Below are 18,856 nucleotides of genomic sequence, written 5' to 3'. Positions count from 1 at the left end.
CCTGGAACACGTACACGCCCGCATTGATCTCGGTGACGGATGCCTCGTCGGCCGTGGCGTCCTTCTGCTCGACGATGCGGGTCACGGCACCGTCGACGTCACGCAGGACCCGCCCGTATCCGGTCGCGTCATCGACGACGGCGCTGAGGACCGTGGCGGCCGCCGCGCCGTCGCGATGGGCCTGCACGAGCGAGCTGAGGGTGCCGGACTCGAGCAGCGGGACATCGCCGCTGAGCACCAGCACGTCGCCGGCGAAATCCGCGAGGGCGTCGAGGGCCACCTCGACAGCGCGCCCGGTGCCGGGGATGTCGTCCTGGTCGACCACGACGACACCCGGGACGGCTTCGGCCACAGCCTGTGCGACGAGCTCGCGCTCATGCCGCACCACGACCACGACGCGCTCCGGTTCGAGCGCGAGGGCGGTGTCGAGCACGTGGCCCACGAGAGGCCGGCCGCCGATGCGATGCAGCACCTTCGGCAGCGAGGACTTCATCCGCGTCCCCTGGCCGGCGGCCAGCACGACGACGGCGAGACGGGTCTCGGTGGATGCCTGGGCGCTGGTCGCGCGGGTGGTTTCTGCCATGCTCCGCCGCCAGGACTCGAACCTAGACCTCACAGCTCCAAAGGCTGTCGTGCTGCCATTACACCACGGCGGACCGCGGCGCACCGGTGCCGGAAGGCCGCCCGTCAAGTCTGCCAGACCGCATCCGGTCGCCGAGCCCGTCGAACCGCAGGAACCGAGCCACCGGGGCCCCGGTCGCGATAATGGGGGCATGGCTCACCAGACCGACGAGGTCGACCGCATCGTCGAGGCGTGGACCGCCCAGCGGCCCGACCTCGATTTCTCGCCCCTCGGCGTCCTCTCGCGCGTGGACCGGCTCTCGCGTCACCTCGACCGGGCGCGACGCGACGCGTTCCGCCGCAGCGACCTCGAATCGTGGGAATGGGATGTGCTGTCGGCGCTGCGCCGCGCCGGCGAGCCGTTCCAGCTGAGTCCGAAGCAGCTGCTGCAGCAGACGCTGGTCTCGAGCGGGACCATGACCAACCGGATCGACCGTCTCGTCGGACGCCGGCTGGTTCGACGGGAGGCCGACCCCGACGACGGGCGCAGCATCCTCGTCACGCTCACCGACGAGGGAAGGGTCCGAGTGGATGCCGCGATCACGCGCCTGGTCGACGCCGAGGCCGTGCTGCTCGGCACCCTCTCGCGCGGCGATCGCGAACGACTCGCCGGGCTGCTGCGGAAGCTGAGCCTCGGCTTCGACTCCTGAGCGCGTGCTCGGGTCCTGGACGCGGCGGGCGTCCCGGGTCAGCCGAGCTGCTCGGTCAGCTCGAACCAGCGCTCCTCGACGTCGTCCCGCTCCTTCTCGAGCTCGGTGATGCGCGACATCTCGGCGCCCAGCCCCACGTAGTCCGCCTGGTCGTGATCGGCGAGGGCGGTACGAGCCGCCGCGATCTGCGCCTCGAGCTTCTCCAGGCGCCGTTCCAGCGCCGCCACCTCCTTCTGCGCGGCGCGCAGCTCGGCGCCCGCCAGCCCGGGTGAGGTGGGGGCCTGCGCCGTGGCGGTGGAACCGGCAGCCGGATGCCCGGCCCGCTCACGCTCACGCAGACGCAGGTACTCGTCGACGCCGCCTGGCAGGTGACGCAGATGGCCGCTGAGGATCGCGTACTGCTGGTCGGTCACCCGCTCGATGAAATAGCGGTCGTGCGAGACCACGAGCAGGGTGCCCGGCCACGAGTCCAGCAGATCCTCGATCGCGGCGAGCATGTCGGTGTCGAGGTCGTTCGTCGGCTCGTCGAGGATGAGCACGTTCGGCTGCTCGAGCAGGATCAGCAGCAGCTGCAGACGGCGCTTCTGGCCGCCGGAGAGGTCCTTGACGGGGGTCGACAGCTGGGCGCTCTGGAAGCCCATGCGCTCGAGCAGCTGGCCGGGGGTGAGCTCCTGTGCTTTCGACCCGGCGCCGAAGGTGTACGTGGTCCGCAGTCCCGAGATGACGACGCGCACCGGGTCGCCGAGGTGCTGGTCGAGCTCGTCCATGCGCTGCGAGAGCGTCGCGACCTTGACCGTCTTGCCCCGCTTCACGCGGCCCGTCGTCGGCTGGATCTCGCCCGAGACCAGGCCGAGGAGCGTCGACTTGCCCGCCCCGTTCACGCCCAGGATGCCGGTGCGCTCACCGGGGGCGATCCGCCACTCGAGCGGGTGGAGCACCTCGCGCACCGCCGCGGACTCCGCCTGCGGATACGACACCGTCGCGTCCAGAAGATCCACGACGTCTTTGCCGAGCCGCGTCACCGCGAGTGACTGCAGCTCGGTCTTGTCGCGGATCTCGGGCACGTCCGAGATGAGCGCGTTCGCCGCGTCGATGCGGAACTTCGGCTTCGACGTTCGGGCCGGAGCGCCGCGCCGAAGCCAGGCGAGCTCTTTTCGAGCCAGGTTCTGGCGGCGGGCCTCGATCGAGGCCGCCTGACGGTCGCGCTCGACGCGCTGCAGGATGTAGGCGGCGTAGCCGCCCTCGAAGGGCTCGACGATCTGATCGTGCACCTCCCATGTGCGGGTGCAGACCTCGTCGAGGAACCAGCGGTCGTGCGTCACGACCAGAAGGCCGCCCTGATTCGCGGGCCAGCGACGCTTGACGTGGTCGGCGAGCCACGAGATCGCCTCCACGTCCAGGTGGTTCGTCGGCTCGTCGAGGAAGAGCACATCGTGGTCGCCGGCGAGGAGCGCCGCGAGCGACACGCGCCGGCGCTGACCGCCGGAGAGTCCGGTGACCGGGCCGTCCCACGCGATGCCGTGCAGGAGCCCCTCGATGACATCGCGCGTCCGTGCGTCGCCCGCCCACTCGTGGTCGAGTCGCTCCCCCACCACGGACTGGCGGACGGTGAGGGCGTCGTCGAGCGTGTCGGCCTGATCGAGCACGCCGACGCGGACGCCCCCGCGCACCGTGACGCGGCCGGCGTCCGGTTCGAGCCGGCCCGCGAGCATCGCGAGCAGACTCGACTTGCCGTCGCCGTTGCGGCCGACGATCCCGATGCGATCGCCTTCGTCGATGCCCAGCGAGACGCCGTCGAAGACGACCTTGGTCGGGAACTCCAGGTGCAGGGCCTCGGCCCCCAGAAGATGTGCCATGTCCCCTCAAGGCTAGGCGAGGCGGACCGCCTCTCCTGCCGCCGAGGGGTGCAGCGACGTCTCAGTCGACGATCTCGACCCGGGGGTCGAAGGCGACGTAGCCCGAGAAGTCGCGGCCGACGCGCTCGATGGCGGTCGAGTGGGGCGTCGGGTACGACCACGCCCCGTCGGCGAACTCGCCGTTGCCCGCTCGCACGGAGAAGTACTGGGCACTGCCCTTCCACGCGCACGTGTACGGCGTGGGGCTCTCAACGAGAGCTCCCTCCTTCAGCGCCGACGGCGGGAAATACCAGTTGCCCTCGATCCGGACGAGGTCGTCCTTCTCGGCCTCGGCGATCGTCACGCCGTCGAGCAGTGCCTTCATGAATCCTCCTGGATCATCGCGTCCTCCTACCGTAAGCACGGTGAGGGGTGCGTGGCGCCGATCAGTACCAGATACTCAGGCGCGGAGCAGTGTGCCACCCGAAGACCCGCCCGGCGAGGGCGATATCCGTCGCGCGGGCGCGGCCGGCGGCGGCCAGCGTGGCGAACGGAACGCCACCGAGGTACACGGCCGACAGCTCCTCGACGCCGAGGTCCGCCTCGACCGCGCCGGCCGGCGCAGCCTCTGCCCCGATGGGCGTGACGCGCGCGGCGCCGTCGCCGTCGATCTCGAGCAGGAACCGGCCCTCGGCGAACCCCAGAGGGTCCGACACCTGCAGCGCGATGGTCGCCCCGGCGCCGTAGCGACGGGCCTCGAGCGCGGCCGGGACGTCCAGGATCCGCACGTACTGATGGTCCTGCACGGTCACTGTCGCCGCCCGCTGATCGGCGATCATCCACCGCAGCGGCTCGTCGACGGTCAGCTCGCTCGCGCGCACCTCGGCGACGAGATCGAGCTCGAGGAGGAATCGCCACAGGGCCGCGTAGGCGTCATCGGTCTCTGCCAGCAGGTAGGCCACCGTCACGGTCGCCTTCGTGAAGTCGTCGTGATTCTCGCGCACCGAGTACAGCGCGAGCCCTCGCACCTCGCCTGCGGCATCCGCGTACTGCAGCGCGCGCTTCTCGCCGGCCTTCTCCGCGTCCGGGCGGGTGCCCGCGAAGTTGTCCCAGTGGCCGCCGGGCACGTCGATCTCGCCGGCGCTGCCCAGCCGCGAGCGGTCGTGCAGCGCCGGGATGAGCTCGCGCAGCCGTTCGCGCGGAATGAAGTCGACACGGCCCTCGGGGCGCGGCCCGATCCACCGTGCGCGCTTGGTGTCGATCCGCCATGAGGCGCTGGCGGCGGCGGGCGCGAAGCCGTAGCGCCCGTAGAGGGTCGATTCGCTCACGGTCAGCATCGCCATGGGGATGCCGGCGGCGTGCGCCGCGCGCAACTCGCCCTCGAGCATCGCGCGGGCGATGCCCCGGCGGCGGTGGGTCGGCGCGACCGTGACGGCCGAGATCGCGGCCGACGGCAGCGCAGCGCCGCCCGGGACCGTGAGCTCGCCGAGCCACGACGCGATCGTGGCGACCGGCGCCTCCGCCATCGGCGCGGCCGGGTCGAACACGCCGGTGAGGCGGCGGTAGCGGCTGCGCTCGCGCGTCGCGGCGATCTGCTCGTCGCTGCGCTCTCCGTCCTGGAATCCTCGGGCGACGACCTGCAGCCAGGGGGCGTAGCCGTCGCCGTCGATCTGGACGCGACGGTAGTCCAGGCCGTTCTCGGCCAGGCGTGCGCGGGACCGCTCGTCGACGGCCCCGTCGCGGAACGCGTCGCGATCGGATGCCGGGGCCACCGTCGCAGCGGACTCGGTGGTGGTGGTCATGCGATGTCCTCCTCGGTTCACCGTGCGGCCAGACCGGCCGGCGATTTCGGTTCGTTCAGGCCGCGATGCGTGCGCCCGCGACCGGTCCGTGCACGTGCAGCGCTTCCAGCCCCGCGGCCGACAGCGTCACCTGCAGCTCGAGCGCCGACTCCGGGTCGGCGGTCAGGAATGCCAGCGTAGGACCCGACCCCGACACGAGGCCGGCGAGGGCCCCGGAGCTCTCTCCGAGCTCCAGCGCCTCGCGGAGCTCGGGGCGCAGCGACAGCGCCGCGACCTGCAGATCGTTGCGCGTGTGCTCAGCCAGGGCGACAGGGTCCCCGGCCCGCAGCGCCTGCAGCACTCCGGGTTCGACCTCGGGCACGCCGGCGCCCCCGCGGATATCGGGTCGGGCACGCAGTTCGTCGAGGTGCGCGTACACCTCCGGAGTCGACAGACCGGCGTGCGAGGGCACGACGACCCAGTCGAAGCGGCCCTTGGCGAGCGCGGGGCTGAGCTGGTCTCCCCGGCCGGTCCCGATCGCCGTTCCCCCCATGAGGGCGAACGGCACGTCGGCGCCGAGTCGAGAAGCGAGCTTGTGCAGCTCGGACACCCCGAGATCGGCCCCCCAGAGCGCGTCGCATGCGACGAGGGCGGCCGCGGCATCCGCGGATCCTCCGCCCATTCCGCCGGCCACCGGCACGTGCTTGACGACGTCGAGATGGACCCCGCCGGTGTAGCCGATGCGCTGCGCCAGCAGACGCGCCGCGCGCACCGCGAGATTGCGGTCGTCGGCCGGCACGTCGGCGACGTCCACCGTTCCCGAGATGGCGATGGTGAACTCCTCCGACGGCGTCGCCCAGACGTCCTCGAACAGCGACACCGCCTGGTACGCGGAGGCGACGTCGTGATAGCCGTCCTCCTGCACGCCGCCCACCTCGAAGAAGAGGTTCAGCTTGCCCGGCGCCCGCACGTGGACGCCGTCGGCGGCGAGGGCCTGACTCACCGGTTCGCCGATTCCGCCCAGAGATCCACGTCGATGCCGTCCGACAGCGCGTCGATGCGCTCGAGCTCCTCCGTGCTGAAGGCGGCGCCGTCGAGGGCGCGGAGGTTCTCATCCAGCTGCTCAGGGCGGGACGCCCCGATGAGCGCCGACGCCACCACGGGCGTCCGCAGCACCCACTGCAGCGCGAGCTGCGCGAGGCTCTGTCCCCGCTCCTTGGCGATGACATCGAGCCCGCGGAGGGTGGCGAGGCCCCTCTCGGAGAGCTCCTTCTGCGGGAGCGACGCCCGCTGCTGAGCGCGCTCGGCCGGCCTGCCGCTCAGGTACTTGTCGGTGAGCAGGCCCTGAGCGAGCGGCGTGAACGCGATCGCGCCCATGCCCTCCTGCTCCAGAACGCCGGTGAGACCGTCCTCGACCCAGCGGTTGAGGATCGAGTACGAGGGCTGGTGGATGACGAGCGGGGTGCCCAGCGAACGGGCGACGGATGCCGCCGCCGCCGTGCGCTCGGCGCTGTACGACGAGATGCCGACGTAGAGCGCCTTGCCCTGGCGGACGAGCGTGTCCAGCGCGCCGACGGTCTCCTCCACCGGGACGTCGGGGTCCACGCGGTGCGAGTAGAAGATGTCGACGTAGTCGAGGCTCATGCGCGTGAGCGACTGCTCGGCGCTGGCGAGAAGGTACTTCCGCGCCCCGCCGTTGCCGTACGGCCCGTGCCACATGTCGTAGCCGGCCTTCGACGAGATGATGAGCTCGTCGCGGTACGGCGCGAAGTCCTCCCGCATCATCCGCCCGAAGTTCGTCTCGGCCGAGCCGTACGGGGGCCGTAGTTGTTCGCGAGGTCGAAGTGCGTGATGCCCTTGTCGAACGCGTGCCGCAGCAGCGCACGCTGGTTGTCGAAGGGGATGTTGTCGCCGAAGTTCCACCACAGCCCCAACGAGATCGGCGGCAGGGTGAGCCCCGACGTGCCGACCCGGCGGTATTCCGAGATGTCGTAGCGGTCGTCGGCGGCGGAGTACGGGCGGTGGAGGTCTCCGCCACGGGAGCGGTAGCGCGGCTCTTCGGTCACCGGTCCAGGCTAGCGGCGCCGCGCCCGGCATGCAGGAATCCGATCCGGCTGTCTGGCCATACACCAGGTGAAGCGAAAAGGGAAGATCCACTGCGGGAAATCTTGCTGTAATGGAAGGTGCTTATTGTTGCCGTACAGGCCAGCACCCCGGTCTGCACAACCCGGCGCTCGCGAGCGCCGGATCTCGGACAGCCGGATCTTCCGTGTGTCGTGAAGGAGGTTTCGATGCCCGCTCTTTCGGTCGTTCCCCGCAGTCGGACCCGTGGTCCGATCTGCTCGATCGCCGTGACGTCGTGCTCGATCGCGGCGCGCTGCACATCGTGCATGACAGCGTGACGCCCGAACAGGCCCGCATCGAGGATCTGCTGCTGACAGCTCGTGCGCTGGAGGACGCGGGGATCGAGGTGACGCTGATCCGGCAGGATCGCGCCGTTCCCGCGCTCGTCGTCGACCTCGCCGCACGCGATGCCGCCTTCGCCGCCCTCGGCGCTCTGTGCGATCGCGAGCCGGTCCACATCAAGGTCAAGGGCCAGCCGCCTGTGCTCGCCTCGGCCGCCGCCGTTCCCGGGTCGGAGCCGTCATCCGTGCGGGTCTACCGCCCGCGCATCAGCACGAACCGGACGCTCCGCTACGGACCGTCGCTGGGCGCCCGGCTCGAGTTCTGGAGCATGGATGGCGAGCTCGTCGAGGCGCCGAACGACAACGCCCTCACGCGGCGCGTGATGCCCCGGACGGACCTCGCCTTCGTCACCGTCGAGCGCTACGGCCGCGACTGGCGCACCATCTCGGGCATGTTCGACCCGCAGCCGCATGAGTTCACCGAGGACGTCGACATGGTGTTCTCGTGGGTCGACGGCTCGTCGAGCGAGTTCCAGCGCCAGCGGGCCGCGCGGATGGCCGAGTACGTCGTGGGCGAGGGCGACGACGGTCCGGCGCGCTACCGGCACGTCGACGAGCTCAAGTACGCGCTGCGCAGCGTCCACATGTACGCGCCGTGGGTCCGCCGCATCTTCATCGCCACCGACTCCCCCGCGCCGGCGTGGCTCGCCGACCACCCCAAGGTGACGATCGTGCGCAGCGAGGAGTTCTTCGCCGATCCCTCCGTGCTGCCCACGCACAATTCGCACGCCGTCGAGGCGCAGCTCCATCGGATCCCGGGTCTCGCGGAGCACTTCCTGTACTCGAACGACGACATGTTCTTCGGACGTCTGATCGAGCCCGAGCTGTTCTTCACCCCGGGCGGAGTGACGAAGTTCGTCGAGTGCGAGGTGCGCATCGGCGCCGGAGAGCCGGCGCGGCACCGCAGCGGCCACGACAACGGGCTCCGCGTCAACCGGGCCCTCCTGCGGGAGCGCTTCGGACGCACGATCGTGCGCGATCTGGAGCACTGCGCGGCGCCGCTGCGCAAGAGCGTGATGGCCGAGCTCGAGCAGGCGTTCCCCGACGACTTCGCCCGCACCGCGGCATCCCGATTCCGTTCCGCGACCGACATCTCGGTGACCAACAGCCTCTACCACTACTACGCGCTCATGACCGGTCGTGCGGTGGCCACTCACCGTCCGCGCGTGCGCTACGTGCAGACGACCCTGACGGCGTCACTGCGCCGCATGGAGCGTCTGGCGGAGCGCACCGACATCGACATGTTCTGCCTCAACGACGGCGGCGAGGTGGAGGTGCCCGAAGAGATCCGCGTGCGCGCGATGAACGCGGCACTCGAGCGCATGTTCCCGGTGCGCGCGCCCTGGGAGCGCACCGACATCGGGCGCGGGGCGGGGCTCGGCGAGATCAGCGAATCAGAGCGATCGGCGCGGTCGGCGCATCCCTCGGCTCGTCGCTGAGGGCTCGCACGCCCGCCGCGGTCAGCCGGCGACGGGCCTCGCCCGCGTCGATGTGCTCGAGGATGCTGGGCACGTCCACGGGAACGACGGAGTGCACGATCGTGTCGTCGTAGACGTGGACGAGGTTGAACGCCTGAGCTCCGTCCTGCGGGCGGGTGCCTCCGGTGGGCACGGTCAGATCCTGTGCGTAGCAGGTGGACGACGCGACCGACACCGGGATGCCGGCGAACGTCGCGAACGTCGAGTAGTGCAGGTGCCCCGCGACGATCGCGCGCACGTCCGTGCCGCGCAGCACCTCTGCGAGGCTCGACTGGTCGTGCAGCTCGACGCTTGCCGCGAGCGGAAGGACGCTCGGCACGGGCGGATGGTGCATCGCAAGGATCGTGCCCAGCGGAGCGGGTGTCGCCAGGACGTCGGCCAGCCAGTCCAGCTGCGCCGCGCTCAGCTCCCCGTGGTGGGCGCCGGGAACCGTCGAATCCAGAGTGACGACGCGCAAGCCGTCCAGCTCGTCCACACGATCGACGGGCTCGGTGCCAGGGATCTGGTCGAGCAGGCCGGCGCGGAAGGCGCCGCGGTCGTCGTGATTGCCCATCACCCAGAGGACCCGCGCGTCGATGCGCTCCGCGAGCGGCTCCACGAGGGCACGCAGCTCCTCGTAGGCGCCGGGCTCGCCGAGGTCGGCGAGGTCCCCCGTGAAGATCAGGGCATCGGGCCGCAGCCCGCTCGCCTCCACCGCGCCGAGGGCTCGCTCGAGCCGCTCGGCACCATCCACCACATCGAACAGCCGTGAGCCGCCGGCACGCAGATGCGTGTCGCTCACGTGAAGCAGGATCCGCTCGGGTTCGGGATACTCCGCGCTGCGCATCGTCTCGTCTTCCTCGCCTCGACTGCCAGGACCTGTCCGCAGGCTACCTGCGCGAATCGAGCGGGCCCTGGCAACACGGTGAACGTTCCGTGAATCCGAGCTGGTCAGACGGTGAGCGCGATGCGGACGAAATCCTCGATCGAGAGCTCCTCGCCCCGTGCGGTGGGCGCCACGCCGGCGCGCTCGAGCACCGCCGAGGCCTCGGCCGCGGTCCCGCCGAGGACGGCTGCCAGCGCCTGCCGCAGCATCTTGCGGCGCTGCTGGAAGGCGGCGTCCACGATGCGGAACGTGCGGCGGCGCAGCTCCTCGTCGCCGCGCGGCTCCCTGCCGCTGGTCTCCAGGCTGTCGCGACGGAAGCCCACCAAGACGCTGTCGACGTTCGGCACCGGCCAGAACACCTGGCGAGACACCGTGCCGGCGAGCCGCCACGGACCGTACCAGGCGGCCTTGACACTCGGTGCGCCGTAGACCTTCGAACCGGGAGGCGCCGCCAGACGCTCGCCGACCTCGGCCTGCACCATCACCACGCCGCGCTCCAGTCGCGGGAAGGTCTCGAGGAAGTGAAGCAGCACCGGCACCGACACGTTGTAGGGCAGATTGGCGACGAGCACCGTCGGGTCGCCGGGAAGCTCGGTGACCCGCAGCGCGTCCGCGTCGACGACCGTCAGCGCACCGTCGGCCACGCCGTGCGCCGCCGCGGTCCGCGGCAGCCGCTCGGCGAGGCGGTGATCGATCTCGACGGCCGTGACGGAAGCCCCCGCCTCGAGGATCGCGAGTGTGAGGGAGCCCAGACCCGGCCCCACCTCGACCACGCGATCCCCCGGCGCGACCTGAGCCACCTGCACGATCTTGCGGACGGTGTTGGCGTCGACGACGAAGTTCTGGCCCAGCTTCTTCGTCGGGGTGACGTCCAGCTCGGTGGCGAGCGTGCGGATCTCGGCCGCACCGAGCAGTGTCACGGGCATGCGTTCACCCTACCGAGCACGGTGACCCGGCTCCGCCGCGGCCCGGTGATCCCGCGGCGCCCCGCGGTGCTGCTTGACAGCGTCGCGGGCGCCAGGACAGGGTGGGCCACACGACCGATGCACTGACGTCACCGGCTCGAACAAGGAGGTTCCCATGGCCTCGGCTCCGGCATCCGGCTCCGATATCTCCGTTCCGATCTCGCGGGTGGTCCTGGTCGCGGCGACAGCCGCGCTCGGCGGGTTCCTCTTCGGCTTCGACACCGCCGTCATCAACGGCGCCGTGAGCGCCATCGGCGAAGTGTTCGGCGCAGGACCCTTCCTGCTGGGCTTCTCCGTCGCCTCCGCCCTCATCGGCTGCGCCATCGGCGCGTGGTTCGCGGGGCGCATCGCGGATCGATTCGGCCGGATCCGCGTGATGGTGCTCGCCGCGATCCTCTTCGTCGCCAGCGCTCTGGGCTGCGGGTTCGCATTCGGCATCTGGGACCTCTCCTTCTGGCGCATCGTGGGCGGCCTCGGCGTGGGCGCCGCCTCGGTGATCGCACCGGCCTACATCGCCGAGGTGTCTCCTCCCGAGCACCGCGGCCGCCTGGGGTCGCTGCAGCAGATGGCCATCGTCACCGGCATCTTCGTCGCGCTGCTCACCGACGCGGCCATCGTCGCCGCCGCCGGAAGCGCGACGGCGCCCTGGCTGCTGGGCATCGAGGCGTGGCGGTGGATGTTCCTCTCCGAACTGGTCCCGGCCGTCATCTACGGACTGCTCGCGCTGACCATCCCCGAGTCGCCGCGCTACCTGATCGCGCGCGGCGAGCTGAAGAAGGCCAAGGAGGTGCTCACCCGTTACGTCGGCGGGAACGTCGAGAAGACGAGCACCGACATCCTCAAGACGGTGGAGGGCAAGCCCGACAGGCCGCGCTTCTCCATCCTGCGAGGGTCGCGGTTCGGGCTGCTGCCGATCGTCTGGGTCGGCATCGGCCTCTCGGTGCTGCAGCAGTTCACCGGCATCAACGTGATCTTCTACTACTCGTCCACGCTGTGGCAGGCGGTCGGATTCACCGAGCAGGACTCGCTCACCATCACGGTGATCACGTCGGTGACCAACATCGTCACGACGATCGTCGCGATCCTGCTGATCGACAAGGTCGGCCGCAGGCCCCTGCTCCTGATCGGAGCGATGGGCCAGTTCGTATGCCTGGCGGTGCTGACGGTGGTCTTCGCCACGGCGCCGATCGTCAATGGCGAGCCCGTCCTCGAAGGCGCCGCGGGCACCACCGCGCTGCTGGCGGCCAATCTCTACGTCGTCTTCTTCGGCGCCTCGTGGGGGCCGGTGGTCTGGGTGCTGCTGGGAGAGATGTTCAGCAACCGGATCCGCGCGGTCGCGCTCTCGGTGGCGGCTGCCGCGCAATGGGCGGCCAACTTCGTCATCTCGACGACCTTCCCGGCACTGGCTGCGGTCGGCCTGGGTCTCGCCTACGGGGTCTACACCTTCTTCGCGTTCGTCGCCATCTTCTTCGTGATCAAGTACGTCCGCGAGACGAAGGGCCGCACGCTCGAATCGATGCTGGACGGCCGCGAGCAGGAGACGACACCCGCTCCGTAGCGCGTCGCCGCCGTCGTAGGATGGCCGGATGCCCTCGCTCGGCGACCTGATCGCACCCCGTCGCCTCGGCATCGATTTCCGCTGGCTTCTCGCGTCGTCGTGGACGAGCAACATCGGCGACGGCATCGCGCTGTCGGCCGCTCCGCTGCTCATCGCCTCGATGACCTCCGCGCCGATCCTCGTCGCCGGCGGCGCCATGATGCAGTTCCTGCCGTGGCTCCTGTTCGGGCTTCTCGCGGGCGCGGTCGCCGACCATCACGACCGCCGCCGCCTGGTGATGCTCGCCAACGGCACGCGCGCGATCGTCGTGCTGGCCCTGGTCATCTTCATCGTGACGGGGTATGCGAACGTGTGGATCGTCCTGGCGACGGCATTCCTCTACGGCACGGCCGAGGTCTTCGCCGACTCGGCCGGCAGCACACTCCTGCCGATGCTGGTGCGGCCGGGCGACCTCGGCATCGGCAACGCGCGGCTGCAGGCCGGCTATCTCGTCGGCAACCAGCTCGCAGGGCCCCCGCTGGGCGCGTTCCTGTTCGCGATCGGCTCGTTCTGGCCGTTCCTCGTCCAGATCCTCTGCGTCTCGCTCGCCGTCGTGCTCATCTCGCGGATCGCGCGCACTCCGGTTCCGGAGCGTGGCGCCGAGGCATCCGCGGGCACATCGCACGCGATCCGCGAGGGCCTGCGCTGGCTGCGCGGCAATCCCCCGGTGCGCACACTCGTCATCATCATCCTGGTCTTCAACGTGACGTGGGCCGCGCCGTGGGGCGTCCTCGTGCTGTACGCCACCGAGCACCTCGGCATGGGCGCGGTCGGCTACGGCGCCCTCACCACCGCTTCTGCCATCGGCGGCCTGATCGCGATCGGCAGCTTCGGCTGGCTGGAGCGCCACGTGTCTTTCGCGACGCTGATGCGGGTGTGCCTCTCCCTCGAGGTGCTGATGCACCTCGCCTTCGCGCTCACGACATCCCCGGTCGTCGCCTTCATCATCATGTTCGGCTTCGGCGCCTACGCCTTCGTGTGGGGCACGATCTCGACGACGGTCCGCCAGCGTCTCGTGCCGATGCAGCTGCAGGGCCGGATCGCGTCGGTGAACATGGTGGGCGTCTTCGGCGGGCTCGTCATCGGTCAGTTCCTGGGCGGCGTGATCGCACAGACGTGGGGCCTGACCGCGCCGTGGTGGTTCGCGTTCGGCGGCTCGGCCATCACGCTGCTGCTGGTATGGCGCTCGATCTCGCACATCGCCGTCGCCAAGCCCGTCCTGGGCGACGACGCCGACCCGGGCGCCGGTCAGTCGTCGAAGGTGCCGTAGACCTCGAGCGTGTTCGCGGCCAGCTGCGCGCACAGCTCGTCGAGGTCGACCTCGAGCTCGGCGGCGAGGAAGCGCACCGTGACCGGGATCAGGTAGGGAGCGTTCGGACGGCCTCGGTGCGGCGTCGGCGTCAGGAACGGGGCATCCGTCTCGACCAGGATCCGCTCGCGCGGCGTCACCTTCAGCGCGTCGCGCAGGTTCTGCGCGTTCTTGAAGGTGACGTTGCCCGCGAACGAGAGGTAGTACCCGCGCTCCGCCGCGATCTGCGCCATCTCCACGTCTCCCGAGAAGCAGTGGAACACCGTCCGGTCGGGTGCACCGACCCGCTGCAGCGTCTCGAGCACCGCGTCGTGGGCCTCACGGTCGTGGATCTGCATCGCCACGCCGTGCTTCTTCGCCAGCGCGATGTGCGCCTCGAAGCTCTCGCGCTGTGGCGCGATGCCGTCCTCACCCGTGCGGAAGAAGTCCAGTCCCGTCTCGCCGATGGCGCGCACACGCGGCTGCGCGGCGAGCTCATCGACGACCGCGAGGGCTTCGTCCAGGCGACCGGCCGCAGCGTAGGCCGGGGCCTCGTTCGGGTGGATCGCGACCGCCGCGAGGACGCGGGGGTGGGATGCCGCGGCCCATGCCGACCATCGGCTCGACTCGATGTCGCCACCGGCCTGCACGACGCCCGCGACGCCGACGGCCCCCGCGCGATCGAGCTGCTCGTCAAGACTCAGCCCACCGGTCCCTGAGCCTGCCGAAGGGCCGTCCTCGATCTCGAGGTGCGCATGGTTGTCGTACACCGGCACCGCGAGAGGTTCGGGGGGCTCCGGCCACCGCACGTCGCCGCGCCCCTCCTGCGTGCGCGTGCGCACGTACTGCGACGGATCGACCGGCTCGCTCATGCGTGTCTCACTTCCTGCGGCTCGCGAGCATCACGCCCGCATCTCTCATGACAGCGGCTCGCACCGTGTCACAGGAGCCGCCGTCCGCCCGAGCCGGACGCGCAAGTCCTGTGACACGACGGAGCGTCAGACCGACTGCTCGACGCGGGGGAAGAGCGGCGCCAGGCCGTTCACCGACGTCCCGGGCTTGAGTGAGCCCCAGGCGCCGGCCTCGCGGATCGGCTGGTCCTGCAGTCGTCCGAGCGACTCGGCCGCCCCGAGGGCGATCCACAGCTTCTCGGTCGCGACCGGCATCACCGGAGACAGCAGCACGGCCAGGGCGCGCAGTCCCTCCGCGGCGGTGTACAGCACGGTGCCGAGGCGCTCCCGCTTCGCCTCGTCCTTCGCGAGCGCCCAGGGCTCGTTCTCGGTGATGTACAGGTTCAGCGCGTCGACGATCGTCCAGATCGAGGTGATCGCCTCGTCGATGCGGAAGCGCTCCATCGCCGCGTCGGCCGCGGTCGCGGCATCCGCCACCGTCTTCTGGATGTGGTGGTCGGCCTCGGCGTACGCACCCGCCGGGGGCACGACGCCCTCGAAGTAGCGCTCGATCATCGCGGTCGTGCGCGATGCCAGATTCCCGAAGCCGTTCGCGAGCTCGGCCTGATAGCGCGCCGACAGGTCCTCCCACGAGAACGAGCCGTCCTGGCCGAACGCGATCGCCGACAGGAAGTAGAAGCGGTACGCGTCGGAGCCGAACACGTCGGTGATCTCGGTCGGCGCGATGCCGGTGAGCTTGGACTTCGACATCTTCTCGCCGCCGACCAGCAGCCAGCCGTGCGCGAAGACCCCCTTGGGCACCTCGACGCCCGCCGCCATGAGCATGGCGGGCCAGATCACCGCGTGGAAGCGCAGGATGTCCTTGCCGACCACGTGGTAGGCGGGCCAGCGACGCGCGAACTCCTCGGGGTCGGAGCCGTAGCCGACGGCGGTGGCGTAGTTCAGCAGGGCGTCGACCCACACGTAGATGACGTGGCTCTCGTCCCAGGGCACCTTGATGCCCCAGTCGAACGTCGATCGCGAGATCGAGAGATCCTTCAAGCCGTTCTTGACGAAGGAGACGACCTCGTTGCGCGCCGATTCCGGGCGCACGAAGTCGGGAACGGTCGCGTACAGCTCGAGCAGCCTGTCCTGGAACTCGCTGAGCTTGAAGAAGTAGTTCTTCTCCTGCAGCAGCTCGAGGGGCTTCGAGTGGATGGCGCAGACCTTCAGGCCCTCGAAGGGACCTTCGCCGTCGACGATCTCGGACTCGGTCTTGAACTCCTCGCACCCGACGCAGTACAGCGCCTCGAACTCGCCGGCGTAGATGTAGCCGCGGTCGAAGATCGCCTGGACGAACGCCCGCACGCGCTCCTCGTGACGCGGCTGCGTGGTGCGGATGAAGTCGTCGTTGGCGACGTCCAGCGTCGTCAGCAGCGGAAACCACGACTCGCCGACGAGCCGGTCGACCCACTCCTGCGGGGTCGCGCCGTTCGCCGACGCGGCGCGCATCATCTTCTGGCCGTGCTCGTCGGTGCCTGTCAGCATCCAGGTGTCGTCGCCGGCCTGGCGGTGCCAGCGGGCGAGCGTGTCGACCGCCACGGTCGTGTAGCCGTGGCCGATGTGGGGCACGTCGCTCGGGTAGTAGATCGGCGTCGTGATGTAGAACGACGAGTGGGAGGGGCGGCCGGAAGTCACCCGACGAGTCTAGTTCGAGCGGATGCCGCGACCGCCGCTGTGACGAACGGCCGGCCGGCCGCCACGCTCGAAGGGGCGGATGTCACACTGGGCGGCACTGTGTCGAGATCGCGCCCTACGCGCGACGGGCGAGAGCCTCTTGATAGAGGGACCGCGTGGAGTGCCCGGTGAGGCCGGCGACCTCGGCCGCGGCATCCTTCAGCCGCATGCCGGTGCGCACGAGCTCGAGCACCTGGGTGACCGCGTCGGGGAACGCCACCTCACGTGCCGCGGCGCCCGCGACGACGACGACGAGCTCTCCCCGCACGCCCTCCTCCGCCCACGCGGCCAGCTCGGCGAGACCGCCGCGGACGACCTCCTCGTGCAGCTTGGTCAGCTCCCGGCACACGGCGGCGGGTCGCTCGGCGCCGAACGCGACGGCCATGTCGGCCAGGGTCGCCGCCACACGCGACGGCGCTTCGAAGAAGACCATCGTGCGGGGCTCGGACGCGAGCGCACGCAGCGCCGCCGAGCGCTCACCGTGCTTGCGTGCCACGAAGCCCTCGAAGGTGAATCGATCGGTCGGCAGTCCCGAGACGGCGAGCGCGGTCACGACGGCGCTCGGCCCGGGAATGGCGGTGACCTCCACTCCGGCCGCAGCCGCGGCGGCCACGACGCCGTAGCCCGGATCGCTCACGGTCGGCATCCCGGCATCGCTCAGCACGAGCACATCCTGACCGCGCGCCAGCTCGACGAGCTCGGGGGCGCGGTCCTTCTCGTTGTGGTCGTGCAGAGCGATCAGACGCGGTCGGTTGGCGATGCCGAGCGCGGCCAGCAGGCGCAGCGTCGTGCGCGTGTCCTCGGCGGCCACGACCGTCGCCGCTTCGAGCGCCTCGACCAGCCGGCGCGATGCGTCGCCGAGATTTCCGATCGGCGTCGCCGCGAGGATGATCACGCCCTCAGCCTAGACTTGGCCGCGTGACGGACGCCCCTCGGCCCGCTGTCGATCAGCACTCTGATGATCAGCACAGCGCCGATCAGCCCGCCGCTGATCCGAACAGCGCCGATCCGCCCGCGGCCCCGCTTCTCCCCCCGCCTCGCCCGAGCCTGTACGATAGATTCGCGAGCCGCGTGAACCGCGACGATCGGGCGCGGCGCCTGTACGCGTGGCTCGGTCCGGCGCTCGTCGTCCTGCTGGCCGCCGCGCTGCGGCTGTGGAACCTCGCGACCGCGCACGACCTGATGAACCAGTTCGACGAGACGTACTACGTCAAGGACGGCTGGACCCTCACCCAGCTGGGATACGAGGGCTCGTGGCCCGAGGACGGCAACGCGCGGTTCCTCTCGGGCGACGCCGGCGCGTTCCTCTCCGATCCCGCCTTCGTCATCCATCCGCCGCTGGGCAAGTGGATCATCGGTCTCGGCATGATCGTCCTCGGTCCCGAGAACGGCTGGGGCTGGCGCGTGACGACGGCCCTGCTGGGCACCGCGGCGGTGCTGCTGCTCATGCTGATCGCCCGGCGCCTCACGCGCTCCACCACGTTCGCCGTGGTGGCGGGACTGCTCATGGCCGTGGACGGGCTGGCGATCTCGATGAGCCGCGTCGCCCTCCTCGACACGCACCTCACGTTCTTCGTGCTGCTGGCGTTCCTCTTCGTCGTCGTCGACCGGGAGCGCACGATGGCCCGGATCGCGCAGACGGTCGCCGCGCGATACGACGGCGACGTACCGCCCTCCTGGGGCCCGCTGCTGTGGAACCGGCCGTGGATCCTCGCCGCGGGCGCGGCGCTCGGCGCCGCGACCGCGGTCAAGTGGTCGGGCGTCTGGGTGCTCGCGGGCCTCGGCATCTATCTCGTCGTGACCGACGCCCTCGCAAGGCGCCGGGCCGGCGTGCTGCTGTGGCCGGCCGACGCGCTGCGGCAGGGCGCCGCGACCTTCGTGCTGTTCGTCCCCGTCGCGGTCGTCGTGTACCTCGCGTCGTGGACCGGGTGGCTGGTCAGCGACGGCGGCTACGACCGCCACGTCGCGGACGACGACCCCGCGACGGGGTTCTGGTCGTGGGTGCCGCTGTCCCTGCAGAGTCTGTGGCGATTCCACGTGACGATGTACAACTCCGCGGCGGGAATCACAGCGGGCCACACCTATGCCAGTCCCGCGTGGCAGTGGCCGCTCCTCCTGCGCCCCACCGGCATGTATTACCACCACGATGCGATCGGGGTGGACGGCTGCGCCGCGGCGAACGGCTGCTCGCAGGTGATCTCGAGCATCCCGAACCCGCTCGTCTGGTACGCGGGCGTGGCCGCCGTCCTGTACCTCGCGTACCGGTTCGTGCGCAGCCGCGACTGGCGCTACGCGGTCGTGCTGACAGGCATCGCCGTCACGTACATCCCCTGGCTCTTCTTCCCCGAGCGCACGGTGTTCCAGTTCTACACGGTGCTGATGCTGCCGTTCATGCTGCTCGCGCTGACGTTCGCGCTGCAGCACATCGCGGGCTCGGGCGGCGACACCTACCGCCGCCACACCGGGCAGCGCCTCGTGCTGGTGTTCCTCGGGGTGGCGCTGGTGCTCGCGGTCTTCTGGTATCCGGTGATCTCGGCGATGACCGTGCCCTACGACTTCTGGCGTCTGCACAACTGGATGCAGAGCTGGATCTGACGAACTCAGTCGGTGAGCGCAGCGGGATCGGTGACGGGCAGCCGGCACGCGAAGTCGCGGCAGTCGTATGCCGTCGGCGCGTCGTCACG

General features: G+C 70.5%; 15 protein-coding genes, 1 tRNA gene and 1 pseudogene. 5 read left to right on the top strand and 12 right to left on the bottom strand.

Annotated elements, in window-relative coordinates; genetic code table 11:
• Together WYM_RS18240 and WYM_RS18235 are read right to left on the bottom strand one after the other, a co-directional pair.
• Window positions 1–583: NTP transferase domain-containing protein (locus WYM_RS18240; protein ID WP_019182287.1), on the bottom strand; the 583-nt coding region annotated here is incomplete at its 3' end.
• Between the two features lies 1 nt (window position 584).
• Window positions 585–656: transfer RNA gene (locus WYM_RS18235), tRNA-Gln, on the bottom strand.
• 117 nt (window positions 657–773) lie between these two features.
• On the opposite strand from WYM_RS18235, the gene WYM_RS18230 reads away from it, so the two are divergent.
• Complete coding sequence (locus WYM_RS18230; RefSeq protein WP_019182286.1) at window positions 774–1,271, top strand: MarR family winged helix-turn-helix transcriptional regulator; 498 nt, start codon at window positions 774–776, stop codon at window positions 1,269–1,271.
• A gap of 38 nt (window positions 1,272–1,309) precedes the next feature.
• On the opposite strand, the gene WYM_RS18225 is transcribed toward WYM_RS18230, so the two are convergent.
• The 5 genes and pseudogenes from WYM_RS18225 to mgrA form a co-directional block, all read right to left on the bottom strand.
• Window positions 1,310–3,127, bottom strand: a complete 1,818-nt coding sequence (locus tag WYM_RS18225) for an ABC-F family ATP-binding cassette domain-containing protein (RefSeq protein WP_019182285.1) — start codon at window positions 3,125–3,127, stop codon at window positions 1,310–1,312.
• A 61-nt stretch (window positions 3,128–3,188) separates the two neighbouring features.
• Window positions 3,189–3,491 (bottom strand): DUF427 domain-containing protein, encoded by a 303-nt coding sequence (locus tag WYM_RS18220; protein ID WP_019182284.1) that lies wholly within the window; start codon window positions 3,489–3,491, stop codon window positions 3,189–3,191.
• A gap of 61 nt (window positions 3,492–3,552) precedes the next feature.
• On the bottom strand, window positions 3,553–4,908 hold the full coding sequence (locus WYM_RS18215; protein WP_019182283.1) for a GNAT family N-acetyltransferase: 1,356 nt from the start codon (window positions 4,906–4,908) through the stop codon (window positions 3,553–3,555).
• Between the two features lie 55 nt (window positions 4,909–4,963).
• The gene (locus WYM_RS18210) at window positions 4,964–5,890 is read right to left on the bottom strand and encodes a 4-(cytidine 5'-diphospho)-2-C-methyl-D-erythritol kinase (protein ID WP_019182282.1); all 927 of its coding nucleotides are present in this window, start codon (window positions 5,888–5,890) and stop codon (window positions 4,964–4,966) included.
• Window positions 5,887–6,953 (bottom strand): annotated as a pseudogene (mgrA, locus tag WYM_RS20775) (L-glyceraldehyde 3-phosphate reductase). The gene WYM_RS18210 and the pseudogene mgrA overlap by 4 nt, the downstream one beginning before the upstream one ends.
• 203 nt (window positions 6,954–7,156) lie before the next feature.
• Between mgrA and WYM_RS18200 the strand changes: the two are divergent.
• Window positions 7,157–8,791: a stealth family protein gene (locus WYM_RS18200; RefSeq protein ID WP_019182281.1), complete on the top strand. Its 1,635-nt coding sequence runs from the start codon at window positions 7,157–7,159 to the stop codon at window positions 8,789–8,791.
• On the opposite strand, the gene WYM_RS18195 is transcribed toward WYM_RS18200, so the two are convergent.
• Together WYM_RS18195 and rsmA are read right to left on the bottom strand one after the other, a co-directional pair.
• Window positions 8,739–9,656: a phosphodiesterase gene (locus tag WYM_RS18195; protein WP_019182280.1), complete on the bottom strand. Its 918-nt coding sequence runs from the start codon at window positions 9,654–9,656 to the stop codon at window positions 8,739–8,741. The genes WYM_RS18200 and WYM_RS18195 overlap by 53 nt on opposite strands.
• Window positions 9,657–9,760: 104 nt before the next feature.
• Window positions 9,761–10,621 (bottom strand): 16S rRNA (adenine(1518)-N(6)/adenine(1519)-N(6))-dimethyltransferase RsmA, encoded by an 861-nt coding sequence (gene rsmA, locus WYM_RS18190; RefSeq protein ID WP_019182279.1) that lies wholly within the window; start codon window positions 10,619–10,621, stop codon window positions 9,761–9,763.
• Between the two features lie 154 nt (window positions 10,622–10,775).
• On the opposite strand from rsmA, the gene WYM_RS18185 reads away from it, so the two are divergent.
• Both WYM_RS18185 and WYM_RS18180 read left to right on the top strand, forming a co-directional pair.
• Complete coding sequence (locus WYM_RS18185) at window positions 10,776–12,218, top strand: sugar porter family MFS transporter (protein ID WP_019182278.1); 1,443 nt, start codon at window positions 10,776–10,778, stop codon at window positions 12,216–12,218.
• A gap of 28 nt (window positions 12,219–12,246) precedes the next feature.
• Window positions 12,247–13,527 carry an MFS transporter gene (locus WYM_RS18180; RefSeq protein ID WP_019182277.1) on the top strand — a complete coding sequence of 427 codons (1,281 nt, stop codon included), beginning with the start codon at window positions 12,247–12,249 and terminating at the stop codon, window positions 13,525–13,527.
• Here the strand turns inward: WYM_RS18180 and WYM_RS18175 are convergent.
• From WYM_RS18175 to rsmI, 3 genes are all read right to left on the bottom strand, one after another.
• Window positions 13,506–14,417, bottom strand: coding sequence for a TatD family hydrolase (locus tag WYM_RS18175; protein ID WP_019182276.1), 912 nt, complete (start codon window positions 14,415–14,417; stop codon window positions 13,506–13,508). The genes WYM_RS18180 and WYM_RS18175 overlap by 22 nt on opposite strands.
• Before the next feature lie 126 nt (window positions 14,418–14,543).
• On the bottom strand, window positions 14,544–16,133 hold the full coding sequence (gene metG, locus WYM_RS18170) for a methionine--tRNA ligase (RefSeq protein ID WP_019182275.1): 1,590 nt from the start codon (window positions 16,131–16,133) through the stop codon (window positions 14,544–14,546).
• A gap of 115 nt (window positions 16,134–16,248) precedes the next feature.
• A complete protein-coding gene (gene rsmI / locus WYM_RS18165; RefSeq protein ID WP_019182274.1) occupies window positions 16,249–17,067 on the bottom strand; it encodes a 16S rRNA (cytidine(1402)-2'-O)-methyltransferase in 819 nt (272 codons plus the stop codon).
• A 176-nt stretch (window positions 17,068–17,243) separates the two neighbouring features.
• On the opposite strand from rsmI, the gene WYM_RS18160 reads away from it, so the two are divergent.
• Window positions 17,244–18,767, top strand: coding sequence for a dolichyl-phosphate-mannose--protein mannosyltransferase (locus WYM_RS18160; protein WP_157525351.1), 1,524 nt, complete (start codon window positions 17,244–17,246; stop codon window positions 18,765–18,767).
• Window positions 18,768–18,856 lie beyond the last annotated feature (89 nt).

It is taken from the genome of Microbacterium yannicii PS01 (genome assembly GCF_000304335.1).
GTDB classification, from domain to species: domain Bacteria; phylum Actinomycetota; class Actinomycetes; order Actinomycetales; family Microbacteriaceae; genus Microbacterium; species Microbacterium yannicii_A.
This window is presented reverse-complemented; position numbering and strand designations above follow the sequence as displayed.